The sequence below is a fragment of the Streptomyces sp. Ru62 genome (genome assembly GCF_002920615.1).
Taxonomy (GTDB): Bacteria; Actinomycetota; Actinomycetes; order Streptomycetales; family Streptomycetaceae; genus Streptomyces.
Genome location: NZ_PQSU01000014.1, coordinates 97,161 through 116,595 on the forward strand (window position 1 = coordinate 97,161; position 19,435 = coordinate 116,595).

Consider the following 19,435-nt stretch of genomic DNA (forward strand, 5'->3'; position numbering starts at 1 on the left):
GATGAGGGTACTGGTGATCGGCGGCGGTATCGCGGGGACCGCGACCGCCCTGGGCCTGCACAAGGCCGGTGTCGACGTCACCGTCTTCGAGGCCCACCCGGCCACGGCCGAGGACATCGGCGCCTTCCTCACCCTGGCGAGCAACGGCATGCGCGCCCTGGCCGAACTGGACGCCACGCACGCCGTCACGGCCGTCGGTTTTCCGCTGACTTCGCTGCGACTGCTCGACAGCCGGGGCACCGAGGTCGCGCACGCACCGCTCGGCGAGGCGGACGACCCCGCCCTGCGCTACCGCTGTCTGCGCCGCGGCGAGCTGAACGCGGCCCTCCAGGGCGAGGCGGTCCGGCGCGGCATCCGGCTGCGCCACGGCGCCCGGCTGGTGTCCGTGACGGACGGCCCGCACCACGTCACCGCCCACTTCGCCGACGGCTCCACGGCCACCGGCGACCTGCTCATCGGCGCCGACGGCCTGAACTCCACCGTGCGCGGGCTGCTCATGCCCGAGGTCCGGCCCGGGTACGCCGGCCAGCGGGTGTACTACGGCTACACCGGAACCGCGCCCGGTCCCGGCCCGGACGGCGCCATCACCATGGTGCGGGGCAGCGCGACCGCCTTCGGGTACGCCGTGTCGCCGGCGGGGGAGACGTACTGGTTCGCCCGCACCGGCGGCGATCCGCTGCCCGCCGGGAACCTCGCCGCGCCGCCCGCCGTGCTGCGGGCACGACTGCTGCCGCTGCTCAGGCAGGACGACACCCCTGCCGCCGCACTGGTCGAGGCCTCCGCCGACGCCCTCATGGTCACCAACGCCACGGAACTGCCGCTCGGCACCGCCTGGCGCACCGGGCGGGCCCTGCTCGTGGGCGACGCGGCCCACGCCGCCTCCCCGGCGACCGGCCAGGGCGCCTCGATGGCCCTGGAGGACGCCGTCGTCCTGGCCAAGGCCCTGCGCGACCTGCCCGATCCGCAGGCCGCGTGCGCCGGCTACGAGCGGCACCGCCGCCCGCGGACGGAACACAACATCACCGTCAGCGGCGGCCTCACCCGCGGCACCCGCACCCCGTCCCGCCCCGCACCCGGCACGCCCCCTCCCACCGGGCCGGACGAGCGGCTCATCCGCCAACTCGCCTGGAACACCCCGCTGTCCGCCACCCCGCCCGAGCCGGGCTGACCCGCCCCCGACCGCGTGCACGGGGCGAACGAGCCGACGGCCCTGTGACCGCGGGACGGGACCGGCAGTTGAAGGATCTGGTGTCCGAAGACTTGTGGCCGGGTTGGTTCATCTCTTAAATCAAAGCATGAACTAAGCCATGGGCCGTGCCCGTTGAACCCCCACACGTCTGGAGCCGCCGAATGAGACTGAGATCCCTGGGCGCAGCGCTGGCCGCCACGGCCGCGCTGCTCGCCCTGCCCACCACGCACCCCTCGGCCACCGCCGCCGAAACCCCCTTGTCCCAGGGGAAGTCCGCCACCGCGTCGTCCGAGGAGAACAGCGGCACCGCCGCCGCCAAGGCGGTCGACGGTGACACCGGGACCCGCTGGTCCTCGGCCGCGAGCGACGACCAGTGGGTCCGCGTCGACCTCGGGAGCACCGCCACCGTCACCCGGGTCGTCCTGAACTGGGAGGCCGCCTACGGCAAGGACTACAAGGTCCAGATATCCGGGGACGGGAGCACCTGGACCGATCTGAAGTCCGTGACCGGCTCCGACGGCGGCACCGACACGCTCGACGTGTCCGGCCGGGGCCGCTACGTACGGATGCTCGGCGTGCACCGGGCCACCGCCTGGGGCTACTCCCTCTGGGAGTTCCAGGTGTTCGGCACCACGGACGGCGCCCAGGCGGGCTGCGGCACCGCCAACGCGGCCCAGGGCAAGGCCGCCACGGCCTCCTCGACCGAGAACGCCGGCACACCCGCCTCCGCCGCCGTCGACGGTGACACCGGGACCCGCTGGTCCAGCCAGGCCGCCGACCCGCAGTGGCTCCGGGTGGACCTCGGCTCCGTACAGGACCTGTGCAAGGTGGACCTGAACTGGGAGGCCGCCTACGGCAAGGACTTCCAGATCCAGGCCTCCTCCGACGGGCAGAGCTGGAACACCCTCAAGACCGTCACCGGCGCGACCGGCGGCACGGCGTCCTACGACGTCAGCGGCTCCGGCCGGTACGTCCGGATCTACGGCACCGCCCGCGGCACCGGTTACGGCTACTCACTGTGGGAGGTCGCCGTGCACACCGGCACCACCGGCGTCCCGCCCGTCCAGGGCGGCGGCGACCTCGGCCCCAACGTCATCGTCGTCGACCCCTCGACCCCGAACCTCCAGCAGAAGTTCGACGACGTCTTCGCCAAGCAGGAGTCGGCCCAGTTCGGCACCGGCCGCTACCAGTTCCTGCTCAAGCCCGGCACCTACAACAACATCAACGCCCAACTCGGCTTCTACACCTCGATCTCCGGTCTCGGCCTGAACCCCGACGACACGCAGATCAACGGTGACATCACGGTCGACGCGGGCTGGTTCAACGGCAACGCCACCCAGAACTTCTGGCGTTCGGCGGAGAACCTCGCCCTCAAGCCCGTCAACGGCACCGACCGCTGGGCCGTCGCCCAGGCCGCGCCCTTCCGCCGCATCCACGTCCAGGGCGGCCTCAACCTCGCCCCCAACGGCTACGGCTGGGCCTCCGGCGGCTACATCGCGGACTCGAAGATCGACGGTACGGTCGGCCCGTACTCCCAGCAGCAGTGGTACACCCGCGACAGCTCGGTCGGCGGCTGGACCAACGGCGTGTGGAACATGACCTTCTCCGGCGTCCAGGGCGCCCCCGCCACCAACTTCGACAGCGGCCCGTACACCACCCTGGACACCACCCCGGTCTCCCGCGAGAAGCCGTTCCTGTACCTCGACGGATCCGCCTACAAGGTGTTCGTCCCGGCCAAGCGCACCAACGCGCGGGGCGTCTCCTGGCCCGCGAACGCCGGCACGTCGATCCCGCTCGACCAGTTCTACGTCGTCAAGCCGGGCGCCACGGCTGCCACCATCAACCAGGCCCTCGCCCAGGGCCTCAACCTCCTGTTCACCCCGGGCGTCTACCACCTCGACCAGACCATCGACGTCACCCGGCCGAACACCGTCGTCCTCGGACTCGGCCTCGCCACGCTCGTCCCGGACAACGGCATCGACGCGATGCACGTCGCCGACGTCGACGGGGTGCGGCTCGCCGGATTCCTCATCGACGCGGGCCCGGTCAACTCCGACACGCTGCTGCGCATCGGCACCCCCGGCGCCGCCGCCGACCACTCCGCGAACCCCACGACCATGCAGGACGTGTTCATCCGCGTCGGCGGGGCCGGGCCCGGGCTCGCCACCAACTCCGTGGTGGTGAACAGCGACGACGTCATCATCGACCACACCTGGCTCTGGCGCGCCGACCACGGCAGCGGCGTCGGCTGGGACACCAACCGCGCCGACTACGGCCTGCGCGTGAACGGCGACGACGTCCTGGCCACCGGCCTGTTCGTGGAGCACTTCAACAAGTACGACGTCTACTGGAACGGAGAACGCGGCCGGACGATCTTCTTCCAGAACGAGAAGGCCTACGACGCCCCGAACGCCGCCGCCGTCACCCACGACGGCATCACCGGCTACGCGGCCTACAAGGTCGCCGACTCCGTCACCACCCACGAGGCGTGGGGCCTGGGCAGCTACTGCAACTACACGTCCGATCCGTCGATCGTCCAGGCACACGGCTTCCAGGTGCCGGCGACCTCGGGGATCAGGATGCACGACCTGCTGGTGATCTCCCTCGGCGGCAAGGGCCAGTACGCGCACGTCGTCAACAGCACCGGCGCACCCACCTCGGGCACCGACACGGTCCCGTCCAAGGTGACGTCCTTCCCGTAGGACACCGCGCAGCCGACGGTCAGCCGCCGGCCAGGGTCTCGTGCGGGGCCTTCCGGTAGGTGTCCCGGTACAGGGAGGCGAAGCGGCCCGGGTGGTGGAAGCCCCACCGGGCCGCGATCTCCGTGACCGTGACCTCGCCGGGATCGGCGGCCACCAGTTCGTGATGCGCGTGCGCGAGCCGCACCCGGCGCAACTGGGCCAGTGGAGTGGTGTCCAGATGACGGCGGAAGGCGTACTGCAGCGCCCGTACCGTCACATGGGCCGCGGCGGCGATGTCCGCCACCGTGACGGGCTGGTCCGCGTGGTCGTCGATGTAGGCGAGCGCGCGGCGCAGCACCGCCGGGTGTGCGTCGGCGCCGTGGGCGGCGGGCTCGTCCAGCGCCGTGTTGGGGAACGCGGCCAGGACGCTCGCCGCCAGGTGCTGGGCGGCCGTGGCGGCGATCAGCGGCTGGTCCGCGATCTCGGCGTCGGACAGCACATCGTCCCGCAGGTGGGCGATCGTACGGCTGAGATGGCGGGCCGCGGCGGCCGAGCGCGGCCGGTGCCCGGTCAGCCGTACCGGCCGTGAGCCGTCCCCTGCCACCTGGGCGAGCAGTGCGGGATCCAGCATGGTGATGTTGTAGCGGGCGTTGCAGATGCGGCCCGCGTACGGCAGGTCCGGTGGCGCGAACAGCACCACGTCACCGGGGCCGAAGGAGTCCTCGACGCCCTGGAAGCCGTGGTCCCGCACGGTTCCCTCGTGCACGACGCACAGACAGATCCGGCCCAGCGGGGACACCGAGTAGGCCATCTCGAAGTCCAGCGCGAGCTCGTCGACACTCACCGCGGGGATGCCGGCGCGGTGGATCCGGGCCCGGGTCGAGCCGGGCGTCCCGCTGGCGATGCGCATTCTGGCGTAGGCCCGGCTGAGGAAATCCTCCGTCACGTCCAGGTCGTGGCTGTCGAAGGTGAGGGTGTCCATGCCCCCCGGCTGCCCCCGAATTCCGCTTCCACGGCCCGCCGACCAGCCATTTTTCGTTTTCTGTACCGCCGCTTGCCCTGTTGTTCGCCCAGCGGCTGGCGCTCGGCGGCCGGGTCTGCGGAGGGTGAGCGCATGATCGGACGCGACGAGCAGACGGACCAGCTGAAAGCACTTCAGGAGGAGGTGGAGCAGCTGCGCCATGCCCTCGGCTCGCACGCCCTGGTCGACCAGGCGATCGGCGTGGTCATCACCGTGGGCGGGCTGCGTCCGGAGCAGGGCTGGGAGGTCCTGCGGCACATTTCGCAGCACACCAACATCAAACTGCGGGAGGTCGCGCGCTGCCTGGTGGAGTGGCCGTCGCGCCGCCGGCTGCCCGAGGTGATCCGCCGGGCCCTGCCCGCCGCCGTGGAGCACGCGCGCACCCAGGCCGAGGCCACCGGCCGGGAGGACGAACGCGAGGTCCGCTGCGGCCGGCCGGGCTGAACGGCCGGGCCACGGTCGGGCCGCCGGGGCGTGCGGGCGTACGGCGTTCCGCCCGGGCCGAGCGGCCCCGCGGCCGTCAGTCCGCCGTCAGGTGCAGGTCCGCCCAGGCGCGGCCGCGCAGGTCCGCGTCCCCCAGGATGTCCACCGCCGTGCAGGCCAGCGCCTCCACCACCGCCGTCAGCACCCGGCGGGCCCGCTCCGAGGCAGCGGCCTCGGCGAACTCCGGCGTGTGGTCGGAGCCGTCGGCGCCCATGATCGCGACGAACGGGTGGATGGCGGGCACCCGGCCGCTGACGTTGCCGATGTCGGAGGAGCCCAGGTAGACGCCGGGCGTGGGCGCGGTGAGCGCGATCCCGGCGCGGTCCAGGTGCCCGGCGAACCGCTCGGACAGCACCGAGCTGTCCCGGAAGTGCTCGTACCGCACGCTCGCGCGTTCCACCGTGACGGTCGTGCCGGTCGCCAGCGCCACCCCTTCCGCGGCGGTGCGCAGCTGTTCCGCCAGCTCGTCCAGGGCGGCCGTCGTGACCGCGCGCAGCCCGAAGCGGCCCTCGGCGTACTCCGGGACGATGTTGGTGGCCGTACCCCCCTGGGTGATGATCCCCTGGACATGGGATCCCTCCGGCAGCCGCCGCCCGAGTGCCGACAGGACGTTGAACAGCTCGATCAGCGCGGCGAGCGCGTCGATGCCCTCCGTCGGGTTGCCCGTCGGGTGCGCGGCCCGGCCCCGGAAGCCGACCCGGTACTGCTCCTGCGCGGTCAGCGGCGCCCGCACCCAGTCGTACACCCCGGGGTGGAACATCAGGGCGGCGTCCACCCCGTCGAAGACCCCGGCCTCCACCTCCAGCGCCTTGCCACCGCCCCCCTCCTCGGCCGGCGTGCCCACCGCGAGGACCGTGCCCCCGGTGCCGTCCCGCACGGCCTCCGTGACCAGGGCCGCGCCCAGGCCCGCCGCCGCGATCAGGTTGTGCCCGCAGGCATGCCCGAGCCCGGGCAGCGCGTCGTACTCCAGGGGGAAGGCCACCACCGGCCGGCCCTCGCCCGAGCGGGCCGTGAACGCGGTCGGCAGGCCGGCGGCCTCCCGCCGCACCGCGAACCCCGCGCGCTCCAGTTCGCCCGTGAGCAGCTTCGCCGCGCGGTGCTCGGAGAACGCGGTCTCCGGGTCCGCGTGCAGGGCGGTCGCCACGGTCCACAGCGCGTCGGCGCGGCGCTCGGTCTCCTCCCGGATCCGCTGGTACAGCGACAAGAGACCTCCTGGGGTTCGGCGGGCGTGTTCCGTGCCCGCCCGGGTTCCACCGAACGGCCCCCTGACACCGGCCGCGTGTTTGGGGAGCGCGGCCGGTGCAACACGGTGGGTGCGGCACCGACCAGCTCAGGAGGACAGCCATGGATCACTCACGCGTACCCGTCCTGGAAGCTCTGCAGGAGTTCCGGCGGCGAGGAGACGTGGCGTACGGGCCACCCGGGCACAAGCAGGGCCGCGGTACCGATCCCCGGGTGGCCGAGATCCTCGGTCTGGACGTCTTCCGTTCCGACGTGCTCAGCCTCAACGGCCTGGACGACCGCCGCCAGTCCCAGGGCGTGCTGGAGCAGGCCCAGGAGCTGATGGCGGACGCGGTCGGCGCCGAGCAGGCGTTCTTCTCCACTTGCGGCAGCTCCCTGTCCGTGCGCACCGCGATGTGCTCGGTCGCCGGACCGGGGGAGAAGCTGCTGGTGTCCCGCAACGCCCACAAGTCGGTCATCGCGGCGGTGATCATCAACGGAGTGGAGCCGATCTGGGTCCACCCCAAGTTCGACGCCGAACGGCACATGGCCCATCCGCCCGAGGCCGACGACGTGCGCAACCGGTTGCGCGAACACCCCGACGCCAAGGGCATGCTGCTCATCACGCCCACCGACTGGGGCACCTGCGCCGATGTGCGCGCCGTGGCCGACGCCTGCCACGCCTCCGAGGTCCCGCTCATCGTGGACGAGGCGTGGGGCGCCCACCTGCCCTTCCACGACGGCCTGCCCGTCTGGGGCATGAACGCGGACGCCGACCTGGTCGTCACCAGCGTGCACAAGATGGGCGGCGCGATCGAGCAGAGTTCCGTCTTCCACCTCCAGCACGACCGGGTCTCGCCCACCGTGCTCAAACAGCGCGAGGACCTGCTCGGCACCACCAGCGCCTCCAGCCTGATCTACGCGGCCCTCGACGGCTGGCGGCGGCAGATGGTCGAACAGGGACACGGCCTCCTGGACGCGGCGCTGCACCGCGCCGAACGCGTCCGGGCCCAGCTGCGCGAGCTGCCGGGGCTGCGGGTGATGGGCGGGGAAATCATCGAGGAGGGCCTGGCCGCCGAGTTCGATCCCCTGAAGATCGTCGTCGACGTACGCGACCTCGGCATCAGCGGCATGCAGGCGGCCGAGTGGCTGCGCGCGAACTGCCACGTCGACATGGGCGGCTCGGACACCTGCCGGATCAGCGCCTCCATCACCCACGCCGACGACGAGCAGACCGAGAAGCTGCTGGTGGAGTCCGTGCGCTCATTGGTGGAACGCGCGGACACCATCGAGCGACGGCCCGCCGTGCACCTGCCCGAGCCCGGCGCCCTGGAGCTGGAGCAGGCGGTGCTGCCCCGCGACGCCTTCTTCGGCCCCGCCGAGGAGGTGCCCGCCGAGCGGGCCGTGGGCCGTATCGCCGCCGAGACGATCAGCCCCTACCCGCCGGGCGTGCCGGTCGTGGCGCCGGGCGAGGTGATCACCGCGGAGGTCGTCGACTACCTGCGCAGCGGTGTCGCCCACGGCTTCCTCATCCCGGACGCGGCGGACTCCTCCCTGGAGACCCTGCGGGTCGTGGCGCGCCCGTGACGGGCGGCCGAGGGGCCGTAGTCCAAGCCGTACTCCCGGACCCGTCCCGACCTGCGCCCGGCGGGGCCAGCGCCTAGGGTGGCCTGTGCGGGCGGCCGCCGGGTGACCGCCTGCCCCGGGTCAAGAAGCCGGCCCTGCTGACAACACGTCCTCGGCAGGCGGCACTTGGCCCTGCCGGTGGTCCCCGGGTCCGGATCAGCGTCCGGCGGGCCTCCCGCCCCGGCAACGCGATAGGAGACGGCCCGACTTCACCCCGACCGGAAATCCCCGTGATTCCCGGTTTCGGACGCCCCGGCCCGGGGACCTCGGTACGAACCTGTCACAACCCCTTTCATTCGACATTCGCCCGGTACGACCGGTTCCGGCCATGCCCCGACGTGGGCAGCCGTGCGTCGGACACCCACCTCGCCCCTGCCGGGCCCGCCCCGTGACCAGCGAAGGAATCAGAACTGATGAGCGAGACCAACCCCCTGAAGCGAGCGGCGGACAAGGTGGCGGACGCCCTGCAGGGCGGGCCGGCGGGTCCCGAGGACGGCATCCCCGGCAAGCCGGGACCCAAGTCGCCGCCGGTCGCCGAGCCGACCGACCCCCACGAGCCGTACCCGCCCAAGCCGGAGCAGAGCGGCCCGGACACCGTCTCGCCCACCGGGCAGCCGACCGGCGCCGACCAGGCGCGGATGGCACAGAGCGGCAGCTACCTGACCGACGCCCAGGGCACCCGGCTCTACGACACCGACCACTCCCTCAAGGCGGGTCCCCGCGGACCGGTGCTCCTCCAGGACCACCACCTGCGCGAGAAGGTCATGCACTTCGACCACGAGCGCATCCCCGAGCGGGTGGTCCACGCCCGCGGCGCCGGCGCGCACGGCGTCTTCCGCAGCTACGGCACCGCCGCCAACGTGACCAAGGCGGCCTTCCTCGCCGAGGACGTCGAGACCCCGGTGTTCGTCCGCTTCTCCACCGTGCTCGGCTCCCGCGGCTCCTCCGACACCGTCCGCGACACCCGGGGCTTCGCGACGAAGTTCTACACCAGCGAGGGCGTCTTCGACCTCGTCGGCAACAACATCCCGGTGTTCTTCATCCAGGACGCCATCAAGTTCCCGGACATCATCCACGCCGGCAAGCCGCACCCGGACCGGGAGATCCCGCAGGCGCAGAGCGCCCACGACACCTTCTGGGACTTCGTCACCCTGCACACCGAGGCCACCCACCACACTCTGTGGAACATGTCCGACCGGGGCATCCCGCGCTCCTACCGCACGATGGAGGGCTTCGGCGTCCACACCTTCCGCCTGGTCAACGCCGCCGGGGAGACGACCCTGGTGAAGTTCCACTGGAAGCCGAAGCTGGGCGTGCACTCCCTGGTGTGGGAGGAGGCCCAGATCATCAACGGCGTCGACCCCGACTTCCACCGCCGCGACCTCTACGACGCCATCGAGGCGGGCGCCTACCCCGAGTGGGAGTTCGGCATCCAGACCTTCCCCGACACCCCCGACCAGACCTTCGAGGGCATCGACCTGCTGGACCCGACGAACATCGTCCCCGAGGAACTGGCCCCCGTGCAGCCGATCGGGCTGCTCACCCTCAACCGCACCCCGTCGAACTTCTTCGCCGAGACCGAGCAGGTCGCCTTTCACGTCGGCCACCTCGTCCCCGGCATCGACATCACCGACGACCCGCTGCTCGCCGGCCGGCTCTTCTCCTACCTGGACACCCAGATCACCCGGCTCGGCGGCCCCAACTTCCCGCAGATCCCGATCAACCGGCCGCACTCGCCCGTCAACGACATGCTCCGCGACGGCTTCCACCAGACGGCCGTCCACCGAGGCGTGGCCCCCTACCGCCCCAACTCCCTCGACGGCGGCTGCCCGTTCACCCCCGGGGCGGACCTCGATGGCGCGTACGTCGAGACCCCCGTGCGCGTCCCCGAGGCGACCAAGGTCCGCGAGGCGCCCGAGTCGTTCCAGGACCACTTCAGCCAGCCCCGCAGGTTCTGGCTGAGCATGAGCCCGGTGGAGCGCGAGCACATCATCGGCGCCTACACCTTCGAACTCGGCAAGTGCTACGAACAGGCCATCCGGGAGCGGGCGCTGCAGGTCCTGGCCAACATCGACCCGGAGCTGTGCGAGGGCGTCGCCGCCGGCCTCGGCCTGCCCGCCCCCGCGCCCACGGTGCCGCTCGCCGACGTCGAGCCCAGCCCCGCCCTCTCCCAGGTCGGGCACACCTGGCCCACCGACGGCCGGATCATCGGCATCGTCACCGGCCCCGACGGGGACCTGGACGGCGTGCGGGCCGTACGCCAGCAGGTGCTGGACGGCGGCATGGTCCCGCTGATCGTCGCACCGGCCGGCGGCACCCTCGGCGACGGCGCGGACGCCCTGACCGTGCAGCGGACCTACGCCACCGCGCGTTCCGTGGAGTTCGACGCGCTGCTCGTGGCCGGCACCCCCGGCGTCGGCGCCGACGCCTACGGCGCCCGGGACGCCAAGGCAGGTCACCCCAACGGTCACCAGGCCACCCCCGACCCGCGGGTGGGGCTGCTGCTGGCGGAGGCCTTCCGGCACGGAAAGGCCATCGGCGCCGCGAAGGGCGGGCAGAGCGCCCTGGAGGCGGCGGGCATCCCGCTGGAGGCACCCGGTGTCGTCGCCGACGACACCGCCACCGCCGCGCTGCAGCAGCTCACCCAGCTGCTCGGCAGCCACCGGGTCTGGGAACGCTTCCCGTCCGCCGCCTGACGGTCACCGGACGGACGTCCGGACCCGTCGTACGAGCGTCGGCCCCACGCCGGCTCCCCACACCACCGGGAGCCGGCGCGGGGGCGCTCACTCCAGCGTGGTGCGGCACAGCAACAGGCAGATGTCGTCGTCGTGTTCGGAATCGTGGAGCATCGGCTTGAGCAGCGCGTCGGCCGCCCCGTCCAGATCCGCCAGATCCGACCGGCCGAGCGCCCCCATCGCCTGGGCGAGGCGGTCGATGCCCGCGTCGATCCCGGCCGACCGCCGCTCCACCAGGCCGTCCGTGTACAGCGCGAGCGTCGAGCCCACCGGGAGCTCCAGGGTGTGCTCCTCGTACGAGAACGCCATCGGAACCCCCAGCATGATCCCCGGTCTGGCCTCCAGCACCCGCACCTCGCCGTGCGGGCCGCGCGCGATGGCCGGCGGATGCCCGGCCGCCGCCCACACCACACCGGGCTCCCCGGGCGTGAACCGGGCGATCGCACAGGTCGCGTACAGCTCCGGCTGCTGATGCCGGAGCATCCGGTGCAGCAGGGTGAGGATGCGCGCCGGGCCGTTGCCCTCGACGGCGTAGGCGCGCAGCGCGGTCCGCAGCTGGCCCATGATCACCGCTGCGCGCAGCCCGTGCCCCGTGACGTCCCCTATCACCGCCAGCACACTGCCGTCCGGCTGCGAAAAGGCGTCGTACCAGTCACCGCCGATGTTCAGACCGTGCGTCGCCGGCAGATAGCGGGCGGCCAGTTCGAGACCCGGGGTGGCGGGCAGCTCGGTCAGCTGGGCCCGTTGCAGGGCCTCGGCCACGTCCCGGTGCTGTTCGTACTGGCGGGCGTTGTCCAGGGCGATGCCCGCCCGCCGGGCCAGTTCCAGCAGCATGACGGTGGTGTCCGGGTCGAAACGCTCGCCGGGCGCCGCCAGCGTCAGCACCCCCTGCACGGTGCGCGCGCCGAGCGGCAGGCACAGCAGCGGCCGGTCCGGGGAGAGCGCGGAGGCCGGCAGGTCGTCCACGCCGGGGAGGTCGCCGGGGTGGGGGCCCGCGTGCTGCGGGCGGCCGGTGCGCGCCGCCGTCACCGTGGCCGCCGCCCGCTCGGCCGGCAGGATCCGCTCGTCGTCCACGAGCCAGACGTCGACGTGCCGCGCGTACTCCGGGACCAGCAGCTCGGGCAGCCGGCGCAGGATGTCCTCGTGATCGAGGGAGGCGTTCAGCACCGCGCTCGCGTTGGCCAGGAAGGTCAGCAGACGGCGGGCCTTCTCCGCCTCCGCGCGCGCCACCCGCTCCGCGTCGAGGAGCTCGCGCTGCGCCAGCGCCGCCGCCTCCAGCTCGGCGTGCAGCGCCAGCACGCCCTGGTTGGTCTGGTGCAGCTCCTCCCGGTGGAACCGCAGCAGCTTCTCCGTCTCCGCCAGGTGCGCCAGCAGGGCGGCGGTGTCCTCGTCGGCGCCCAGCAGGGCCTCGGCGAGCGGGGCGTCGTCCAGGCCGGGAAGCGGGCCGGTCACAAGGGCGGGGCAGACGAGCGTGTGCTGCCACGGCTCCGGCCCGTCCAGGGCGACCCGCAGCTTCCCGCCCGCCTCGGCGCTCACGGCCAGTTCCGCGCGGCCGGCGTCGACGGCGCGGCGCAGCCGGGCGCCGAGCGCGGTCAGGAAGCGGGCGCGGTCGAGCGCGGACACCCCGGCGTCCGCGGTGAGCCGCGCCAGCAGGGCACGGGCGCGGGCCGCGTCCGCGGTGGAGGCGATGGTCCAGTTCTCAGAGGCGGCTGTCATGGGCGCTGGTCCGGCGGTCGGGGGCCAGTACGGCCACGCTGGTGTCGTCGCGAGCGGGGCGGGCCGGGCTGCCCGCGTCCCGCAGGATGGCCGCGGCCACCACGGACGGGTCGTGGGCGAGCAGCCGGGGGTCCTCCGGCGGTCGCCACCGGCTGGGCAGTCCGTCACTGTGCATCACGAGCAGGCTGTCCTGGCGCCACGGCACCCGGCGCACGGGCACCTGCGCGGGGAAGTACGCGCCGACGATCCCCGGATGGGAGACGAGGGACGTCCAGGAGTCCCCGGTGCGCACCCGGGCGCCGACGTTGCCGACGCCCGAGAAGCTGAGTTCCGCCCGGTCCGTGTCCACCTGGGCCACCGTGACCGCCGCGCCCCGGGTGGGCCGCAGCGCGGTGTGCAGCCGGCGCAGGATTTCGGCCGGCGGCAGATGGGCGGCGCGGCGCAGCTCCGCCACCGCCGCGGTGGAGGCGTGCGCGGCCTTCGGACCGTGTCCGAGACCGTCCGCGAGCAGCAGCGTCAGCAGGCTCCCCGAGCGCACCCAGCTCCACGCGTCACCGCACTGCTCGGCCTGCGTGAGGGCGACCGCGATCCCGCCCGCCGGCAGCGCTGTCGGCGGTGCCCCGCGCCTGACGGGCTCCGGGTCGATCCGCGCCGCCGCCACCGTCCCCCCGCCCGGCAGGCTGTACAGGTGGAAGGCGTTGGCGCTGCGCTGACAGCTGCCCAGACCCGCGCCGAGGGAGCCGGTGGCGGTGGACCAGCCGTCCCGACGCGCGGCGCCGACGTCGGCGATGCCCGGACCGTGGTCGAGCGAGAACAGCTGTACCGACAGGGCCTCCCCGCCGCCGGCCGGCGCCGTCACCAGGTTGACCACCATGCGGCCCCCGCCGGCGTGTTTGAGCAGGTTGGTGGCCAGCTCGGTGGCGACCAGCTCCGCGGCCGCCGTGCGCGCGGCGGCGAGGCCCGCCTCTGAGCACGCCTCACGGGCCGCGATCCGGGCGTCCCGGACACGCGTGGAGTCGTGCACCGGGATCTCCCACACCCGGCTCATCCCACCCCCGCACGGGACGCGGGCACCTGGGCCACCCAGGCGACGGCGGTGACGGTCGTGCCCCGGCCGGGCTCGGTGTCCACACTGAACTCGTGCACCAGCCGCTTCGCTCCGCTCAGCCCGAGTCCGAGGCCGCCGCCGGTGGTGTACCCGTCGGTCATGGCCAGTTCCAGGTCGCGGATGCCCGGACCGCTGTCGATGAAACGCATCCGCAGGCCCCGGCTGCGGCCGTTGTCCAACGGCGTGATCTCCGCCCGCCCGCCGCCGCCGTGCACCAGCGTGTTACGGGCCAGCTCGCTCGCGGCCGTGACCAGTTTGGTCTGCTGCACCAGACCGAAGCCGAGCTGCGCCGCGCACTGCCGCACCTGCTGCCGGACCCAGGCCAGATCCGCGTCCGAGCCGATGGGCAGGCTCGTCGCGGAAGCCTGGCCGGACGACTGCATCAGCTCCCCCTCTGTGCGAGCAGTTCCATGGCACGGTCGACGTCCAGGGCGGTGACCAGGCCGGGCAGGGTGAGCCCCAGCTCGACCAGGGTGATCGCCACGGCGGGCCGCATGCCGGCCAGGACCGTACGGGCCGCCAGCAGGCCGGCGGTGGAGGCGATCTCCGCGAGGACCCGGCCGAGGAACGAGTCGACGATGTCCACGCCGGAGATGTCGAGGACCACACCGGTCACCCGGCTGGTGGCGATGCGGTTGGTGATGTCGTGCTGCAGCTGTTCGGCCATGCCGTCGTGCAGCTCGCCCTGCAGGGAGACCAGCAGGACGTCGCCCAGGGCGAGCACCGGGACCTGGGACGGCTGGGCGGGAGTGGGCTGATTCACCGGGCGCTCGCACCCGTGTCCGCGCGGGACACCTCGATGCCCTGCTTGCCCAGCGCGTAGGCCAGCGCGTCGGACAGCGAGGCGCGGGTGAGCACCGAGCCCAGGTCGATGCCGAGCTGCACGATGGTCTGCGCGATGGCCGGACGGATGCCGGAGACGATGCACTCCGCGCCCATCAGGCGTGCCGCGGCCACCGTCTTCATCAGGTGCTGCGCGACGAGCGAGTCAACCGTCGGCACACCGGTGATGTCCAGGATGGCGTACCGGGCCCGCTGGTCGACGATGGCCTCCAGCAGCGACTCCATCACGACCTGGCTGCGCGCGCTGTCCAGCGTCCCGATCAGCGGTACGGCGACCGTGCCCTCCCACAACTTGATGACGGGGGTGGCCACTTCGAGGAGCTGCTGGCGCTGCCGCTCGATCAGCTCGGCGTTCGCGTCCAGCGCCGTCTCCATCACCACCAGGCGCAGCGTGCCGAGCAGCAGCGTCAGTGCCATCACGCATTCCTGGGCCTGCGGGGTGGCGGGGTCGTGGAACTCCTCGCGCAGCAGATCGACGGCGGGGACGCGCAGGCCGGCCACCTCGTCGGCGATCTGGGCCGGGGTGGATCCGGTGCGGGTCCGGGTCTGGGTCATCCGCCCCAACTGGTCACGCACCGGCGCGAAGCCGGGAGCCGCGATGTCCTCCAGCCGTCCGCCGACGGCCACGTCGGACAGCGCCTCCACCACGGCCTTGCACGCCTCGACCGCCTCGTCACGGGAGACGGTGAAGACCGAGCGGAACAGGGGGGCGTCGGCCCAGCGCTGGGCGATCTGCTCCTTGCGCCGTTCCAGGAAGGAACTCACCACCTGCGGGGCCGATTCGGCCGTGTCGTGCTCGGGCACTCTCATCCTCTCCTCTCGCACAGCCAGGTCCGCCGGTCGGCCGGCTCCCCGTACCGATCATTGCCGACCGCCCACCGTAGCCCCCGCCGTCCGACCGGACCAAACCCGGTCCCGGCAACTTTCCCCAGGTCAGCGTCCTTTGGCCGGAGACACCGCGGGGACCCCGAGCAGGCCGTGACGTACGCCGCTGCGCCGTGACGCGGGTCTCCTGTCCCGATGCGCGGGGTATGAGGTGTTTCACAGGGCTCTGTGCTGATGTGCGGGGTATCAGGTGCTTCGCGGGGTCCCGTGTCGCGGTGCGGGGAACGGGGCAGGCGCCAGGGCCCTGTGTCGCGGTGCGAGGCGCGGGGCAGTCGGCCGACAGGGGCGGGGCATGGCCCGGCCGTCGTCGGCCGTCGGCTCGTCCCGGTCTGCTTCCCGCGCACGTCGTTTCGGCTCCTTCGCTGCGTTCACGTGGTGCCGGCCCGCCGGTGTGTGCCGCCGGGCCGGTGTCGGTGAGCCGCCTACCCCGAAACCCGCGGGACTCTCCTCGCTGTTGCGGACGTCACCCGTGCGTGCGACCGGCCGTGACCGCAGGAGTCAGACGCGCGCCGGTGCCGGGGCCTCCCGGCGGACCGGTGCGGGGTCCGGCTGCGCGGAAGGCCGGCGACGGCGCAGCAGCAGGCGCCGTGCCGGGCGCTCCACCCCCTCGTACAGCACCCAGGACAGGCCGAGCGACACGGCGAACGCGGCCGCGGTGACCGCCGGCCCCGCCAGGGCGCCGAAGTGCGGCTTCTTGCCCACCAGCTCCGTGGCGGCGCGCAGGACCAGCAGGTGGACCATGTAGAAGGCAAACGACAGCTCCCCGAGCCGTACCATCCGCCGGCGGCGCCACAGGGACGGCAGCCCGTGCAGGTCGGCGACCGCCGCCGCCGGGATGAGCAGGGCGAACCCGGCGATGGTGCACACGGTGGCGGAGTAGCCGGGCGTGACCTGCGGAACCATGAAGTAGCCGATGACGGCCAGGGCGAGCGAGGCCTCCAGGCCGGGTCCGCGCCAGCGGCCGAGCAGCACCAGCCGTGCGGTGACCGCGCCGAGCACGAACTCCGGCAGCCGCGCGGCGGGGAACGAGTAGATCGAGTACGTCCACCAGTGGTGGGCGTCCGTCCAGGCCAGCACCAGGACCGCCGCCACCGACAGTCCGCCCAGCGCGGCCGAGCCGCGCGCCCCGAGCCGGCGCAGCAGCAGGATCAGCAGCGGGAAGGCGGCGTAGAAGAACGCCTCGCAGGCCAGCGACCAGCTCACCGGGTTCAGCGTCTGCCACCACGGACGCCACCAGGAGTGCAGCAGCAGCGCGTTCGCCAGCGCCTGCTTCACCGTCGGCCGTGCCTGGTGCGTCAGCGTGTACGCCATGACGAGGGAGATGGCGAGGGTGGCCAGGTGCACCGGGTAGATCCGGGCGACACGCCGCCGCCAGAAGGCGAGCGCCCGGTCGCGGGGCCGGGCCGACCAGGTCAGCACGAATCCGGACAGGACGAAGAAGAACGACACTCCGGTGGCGCCGGAGCCGAAGGCCCAGGACACGAGCCGGCCACCGGTGCCGCCGAACCAGCCGAAGTTGTGCACGTGCAGTCCGAAGACCAGCAGCGCCGCCATCCAGCGCAGCCCGGTGAGAGACGGCAGGGAGGGCAGGGCGGCCGGTGCGGTGGACCCGGCGGTCGCCGGGCCGGTCCGGGCGGGTGGCGTCCGGAGCGCCGGGGTCGTCGCCGTGGTCATCACATCACCTGCCGCAGGGGGATCGCGTGGGGCATGAAGGGGAACGTTGCCCGTCGGCCCCCGGTCCCTCACGCCCCAGGGGAAACATCACACTGCTGCCGAACGACGGACCGCCGTCCATGCCACGGACGGCGGGACCGCGTGCACCCGCACGGGTGAGCGTGTCCGCCGGACAGTCGTTGTGCGGGACCCGCCGCCGACCGGCGCCACCTCCGCGCCCACGGCTGAGTCACTGGTGCCGCCTACAAGGGGGGCAAATCCGGAAAAGCAGAAGTATGTTCCGATTAAAGCGACCACTGGTATCGTCGATAACATGAGCAATAGATCGCTGATCCTGGAGGCGGCGACCGAACTGCTGGAGGCGTCACCCACCGGGGACGTGGCCACCCGCGGCGTCGCCGAGAAGGCGGGTGTGCGACAGCCGGTCATCTACCGCCTCTTCGGTGACAAGGACAGCCTCCTGGCCGCGGTCGTGGATCAGGGGTTCGCGCGGTACCTGGCCGCCAAACGGGCCGCCGAGCCGACCGCCGATCCGATCGCGGACCTGCGGCGCGGCTGGGACCAGCACACCCAGTTCGCTCTGGAGCACCCCAACCTGTACCGCCTGATGGCCGCCCCCGGGCCGGCCTGCGTACCCAAGGCGATCGACGAGATGCACGCGCTGCTGCACGCCACGCTGGAGCGCGTGGCACAGGCGGGGCGCCTCGCGGTCGAGCCGGACCGGGCGGCCGACATCGTCATCTCGGCGAACACCGGTGTCGCGCTCACCCTGCTGACCCGGCCCGGCATGCGGTCCGGCACCGACCTGTCGGCGCGGGTCAGGGACGTGGTGCTGGCCGGGGTCCTCACGCCGGAGGCGTCCACGTGCGACGCGTCCCCGCCGGTGAGCACCCGGCGGGCCGCGACCACCCTGGCGGCGCTGCTGCGGTGCGACCCTCCACGCTCGTTCACCCCGGCGGAACGGGCGTTGCTGGCCGAATGGCTCACCCGGCTCATCGACGACGGCGCCACACCCGGATCCCGCGCCGGCTCATCCCGCACCAGCGGATCCCGCACCAACGCATCCCGTACCAATGGATCCTGCACCCCGGACCGGAGCACGACGTGACGGCTGCGACGACGAAGACATCCACCACCGAGGTCCTGCCCGCCTGCGACCGGGGATCACCCCATCCGCTCTGGCTGGCCGTCCCGTTGCTGCTGGTCATCGCCATCCCGACGGCCGACGCGTTCCTGCCGCCGGACATCCATCTCGCCCACCTCCTGGTCGTCGCCACCGCGTTCACCGCCATGGCCTACGGCCCGGGAGCCACGACGCTGGTCGGCACGCTCGCGGTCCTCGCGCTGATCGCCGCCGGCACGGAGCGGGGAACCCTCGTCACCGAGAGTGTGCTGGTCGAACTGGGCACACTCACCGCGCTCTGCGTGCTGCTGGTCGCCTTCACCCACCTGCGGGACCGGCGCGGACGGGAACTGGTCAGAGCGCGTGCGGTCTCGGACACCGCGCAACGCGTGGTCCTGCGTCCGCTTCCCACGCGCGCCGGACCGCTGTCCCTCGCCAGCGAATACCGCAGTGCCGAGGCCGACACCTACATCGGCGGCGACCTCTACGCCGCGGCCCGGACCGCCCGCTCCACCCGCCTGGTCATCGGGGACGTCCGCGGCAAGGGCCTCGCCTCCATCAGCGACACCGCCATCGTGCTGGGCGCCTTCCGCGCCGCCGCCCACCGCCCGGTCCCGCTGCCCGAACTCGTCGCCTACGTCGAGGACGCCGTCCACTGGGGCCTCAAAGAGTTCTCGGAAGTCGATCCGGACGTCGGGGAACGCTTCGTCACCGCCGTCGTGCTCGACATCCCGGACGACCAGCCCGTGCTGCACATGATCAGCTGCGGGCATCCGCCGCCCCTCCTGCTGAGCCGGTCCTCCGGGACCGCGACCGCGCTCCACGTCACCGACCCCGCCCCACCGCTCGGTCTGGGCGCCCTGTCGGACACCACCTACACGGCGGCGACCTTCCCCTTCCACGTCGGGGACAGGATCCTGCTCTACACCGACGGGGTCACCGAGACCCGCGACAGCGACGGCACGTTCTACCCGCTCGGCGAACGCCTGGCGAAGTGGTCCGACCTCGACCCCCGCCCGCTCCTGCGGGAGATCGTCGCCGATCTGCGCGACCACGCGGGCGGACTGGTCCAGGACGACATGGCCATGATGGTCGTACAACGCGACGGGACGCCCGCCGCCGGCTGACGG

15 protein-coding genes are annotated in these 19,435 nt (G+C 72.9%); 7 read left to right on the forward strand and 8 right to left on the reverse strand.

Going from position 1 to position 19,435, the window contains the following annotated elements; genetic code table 11:
• Position 1 precedes the first annotated feature (1 nt).
• The gene (locus C3492_RS20360; protein ID WP_103813171.1) at positions 2-1,168 is read left to right on the forward strand and encodes an NAD(P)/FAD-dependent oxidoreductase; all 1,167 of its coding nucleotides are present in this window, start codon (positions 2-4) and stop codon (positions 1,166-1,168) included.
• Between the two features lie 182 nt (positions 1,169-1,350).
• Positions 1,351-3,891: a discoidin domain-containing protein gene (locus C3492_RS20365; RefSeq protein WP_103813172.1), complete on the forward strand. Its 2,541-nt coding sequence runs from the start codon at positions 1,351-1,353 to the stop codon at positions 3,889-3,891.
• Between the two features lie 19 nt (positions 3,892-3,910).
• On the opposite strand, the gene C3492_RS20370 is transcribed toward C3492_RS20365, so the two are convergent.
• Positions 3,911-4,852: a helix-turn-helix transcriptional regulator gene (locus C3492_RS20370; protein WP_103813173.1), complete on the reverse strand. Its 942-nt coding sequence runs from the start codon at positions 4,850-4,852 to the stop codon at positions 3,911-3,913.
• Positions 4,853-4,984: 132 nt separating this feature from the next.
• On the opposite strand from C3492_RS20370, the gene C3492_RS20375 reads away from it, so the two are divergent.
• Positions 4,985-5,335 carry an ANTAR domain-containing protein gene (locus C3492_RS20375; RefSeq protein WP_103813174.1) on the forward strand — a complete coding sequence of 117 codons (351 nt, stop codon included), beginning with the start codon at positions 4,985-4,987 and terminating at the stop codon, positions 5,333-5,335.
• Between the two features lie 76 nt (positions 5,336-5,411).
• Here C3492_RS20375 and C3492_RS20380 read toward each other — a convergent pair whose 3' ends face one another.
• Positions 5,412-6,578 carry an amidohydrolase gene (locus tag C3492_RS20380; RefSeq protein ID WP_103813175.1) on the reverse strand — a complete coding sequence of 389 codons (1,167 nt, stop codon included), beginning with the start codon at positions 6,576-6,578 and terminating at the stop codon, positions 5,412-5,414.
• Positions 6,579-6,718: 140 nt separating this feature from the next.
• Here C3492_RS20380 and C3492_RS20385 point away from each other — a divergent pair, with 140 nt between their 5' ends.
• Both C3492_RS20385 and C3492_RS20390 read left to right on the forward strand, forming a co-directional pair.
• Positions 6,719-8,182 (forward strand): aminotransferase class I/II-fold pyridoxal phosphate-dependent enzyme, encoded by a 1,464-nt coding sequence (locus tag C3492_RS20385; RefSeq protein WP_103813176.1) that lies wholly within the window; start codon positions 6,719-6,721, stop codon positions 8,180-8,182.
• Between the two features lie 452 nt (positions 8,183-8,634).
• Positions 8,635-10,917 (forward strand): catalase, encoded by a 2,283-nt coding sequence (locus C3492_RS20390; RefSeq protein ID WP_103813177.1) that lies wholly within the window; start codon positions 8,635-8,637, stop codon positions 10,915-10,917.
• Positions 10,918-11,004: 87 nt separating this feature from the next.
• On the opposite strand, the gene C3492_RS20395 is transcribed toward C3492_RS20390, so the two are convergent.
• From C3492_RS20395 to C3492_RS20420, 6 genes are all read right to left on the reverse strand, one after another.
• A complete protein-coding gene (locus C3492_RS20395; protein WP_103813178.1) occupies positions 11,005-12,672 on the reverse strand; it encodes a PP2C family protein-serine/threonine phosphatase in 1,668 nt (555 codons plus the stop codon).
• Positions 12,656-13,720 (reverse strand): SpoIIE family protein phosphatase, encoded by a 1,065-nt coding sequence (locus tag C3492_RS20400; protein ID WP_181140468.1) that lies wholly within the window; start codon positions 13,718-13,720, stop codon positions 12,656-12,658. The genes C3492_RS20395 and C3492_RS20400 overlap by 17 nt, the downstream gene beginning before the upstream one ends.
• A complete protein-coding gene (locus tag C3492_RS20405; RefSeq protein ID WP_103813180.1) occupies positions 13,717-14,163 on the reverse strand; it encodes an ATP-binding protein in 447 nt (148 codons plus the stop codon). Before C3492_RS20405 ends, C3492_RS20400 begins: the two co-directional genes overlap by 4 nt.
• On the reverse strand, positions 14,163-14,543 hold the full coding sequence (locus tag C3492_RS20410) for an STAS domain-containing protein (RefSeq protein ID WP_103813181.1): 381 nt from the start codon (positions 14,541-14,543) through the stop codon (positions 14,163-14,165). The genes C3492_RS20405 and C3492_RS20410 overlap by 1 nt, the downstream gene beginning before the upstream one ends.
• Positions 14,540-15,433: an STAS domain-containing protein gene (locus tag C3492_RS20415; protein WP_181140469.1), complete on the reverse strand. Its 894-nt coding sequence runs from the start codon at positions 15,431-15,433 to the stop codon at positions 14,540-14,542. Before C3492_RS20415 ends, C3492_RS20410 begins: the two co-directional genes overlap by 4 nt.
• 573 nt (positions 15,434-16,006) lie before the next feature.
• The gene (locus C3492_RS20420) at positions 16,007-17,182 is read right to left on the reverse strand and encodes an acyltransferase (RefSeq protein ID WP_103813183.1); all 1,176 of its coding nucleotides are present in this window, start codon (positions 17,180-17,182) and stop codon (positions 16,007-16,009) included.
• Between the two features lie 313 nt (positions 17,183-17,495).
• Between C3492_RS20420 and C3492_RS20425 the strand changes: the two genes are divergently transcribed.
• Both C3492_RS20425 and C3492_RS46660 read left to right on the forward strand, forming a co-directional pair.
• A complete protein-coding gene (locus tag C3492_RS20425) occupies positions 17,496-18,290 on the forward strand; it encodes a TetR/AcrR family transcriptional regulator (protein WP_103813184.1) in 795 nt (264 codons plus the stop codon).
• Positions 18,287-19,432: a PP2C family protein-serine/threonine phosphatase gene (locus tag C3492_RS46660; protein WP_103813185.1), complete on the forward strand. Its 1,146-nt coding sequence runs from the start codon at positions 18,287-18,289 to the stop codon at positions 19,430-19,432. Before C3492_RS20425 ends, C3492_RS46660 begins: the two co-directional genes overlap by 4 nt.
• Positions 19,433-19,435: the final 3 nt, after the last annotated feature.

What these genes read in the sequence shown, in the direction of transcription:
- C3492_RS20360 (WP_103813171.1), top strand. Translation starts at nt 2, where the DNA reads ATGAGGGTACTGGTGATCGGCGGCGGTATCGCGGGGACCGCGACCGCC.
- C3492_RS20365 (WP_103813172.1), top strand. Translation starts at nt 1,351, where the DNA reads ATGAGACTGAGATCCCTGGGCGCAGCGCTGGCCGCCACGGCCGCGCTG.
- C3492_RS20370 (WP_103813173.1), bottom strand. Translation starts at nt 4,852, where the DNA reads ATGGACACCCTCACCTTCGACAGCCACGACCTGGACGTGACGGAGGAT.
- C3492_RS20375 (WP_103813174.1), top strand. Translation starts at nt 4,985, where the DNA reads ATGATCGGACGCGACGAGCAGACGGACCAGCTGAAAGCACTTCAGGAG.
- C3492_RS20385 (WP_103813176.1), top strand. Translation starts at nt 6,719, where the DNA reads ATGGATCACTCACGCGTACCCGTCCTGGAAGCTCTGCAGGAGTTCCGG.
- C3492_RS20390 (WP_103813177.1), top strand. Translation starts at nt 8,635, where the DNA reads ATGAGCGAGACCAACCCCCTGAAGCGAGCGGCGGACAAGGTGGCGGAC.
- C3492_RS20395 (WP_103813178.1), bottom strand. Translation starts at nt 12,672, where the DNA reads ATGACAGCCGCCTCTGAGAACTGGACCATCGCCTCCACCGCGGACGCG.
- C3492_RS20400 (WP_181140468.1), bottom strand. Translation starts at nt 13,720, where the DNA reads ATGAGCCGGGTGTGGGAGATCCCGGTGCACGACTCCACGCGTGTCCGG.
- C3492_RS20405 (WP_103813180.1), bottom strand. Translation starts at nt 14,163, where the DNA reads ATGCAGTCGTCCGGCCAGGCTTCCGCGACGAGCCTGCCCATCGGCTCG.
- C3492_RS20415 (WP_181140469.1), bottom strand. Translation starts at nt 15,433, where the DNA reads ATGAGAGTGCCCGAGCACGACACGGCCGAATCGGCCCCGCAGGTGGTG.
- C3492_RS20420 (WP_103813183.1), bottom strand. Translation starts at nt 17,182, where the DNA reads ATGACCACGGCGACGACCCCGGCGCTCCGGACGCCACCCGCCCGGACC.
- C3492_RS20425 (WP_103813184.1), top strand. Translation starts at nt 17,496, where the DNA reads ATGAGCAATAGATCGCTGATCCTGGAGGCGGCGACCGAACTGCTGGAG.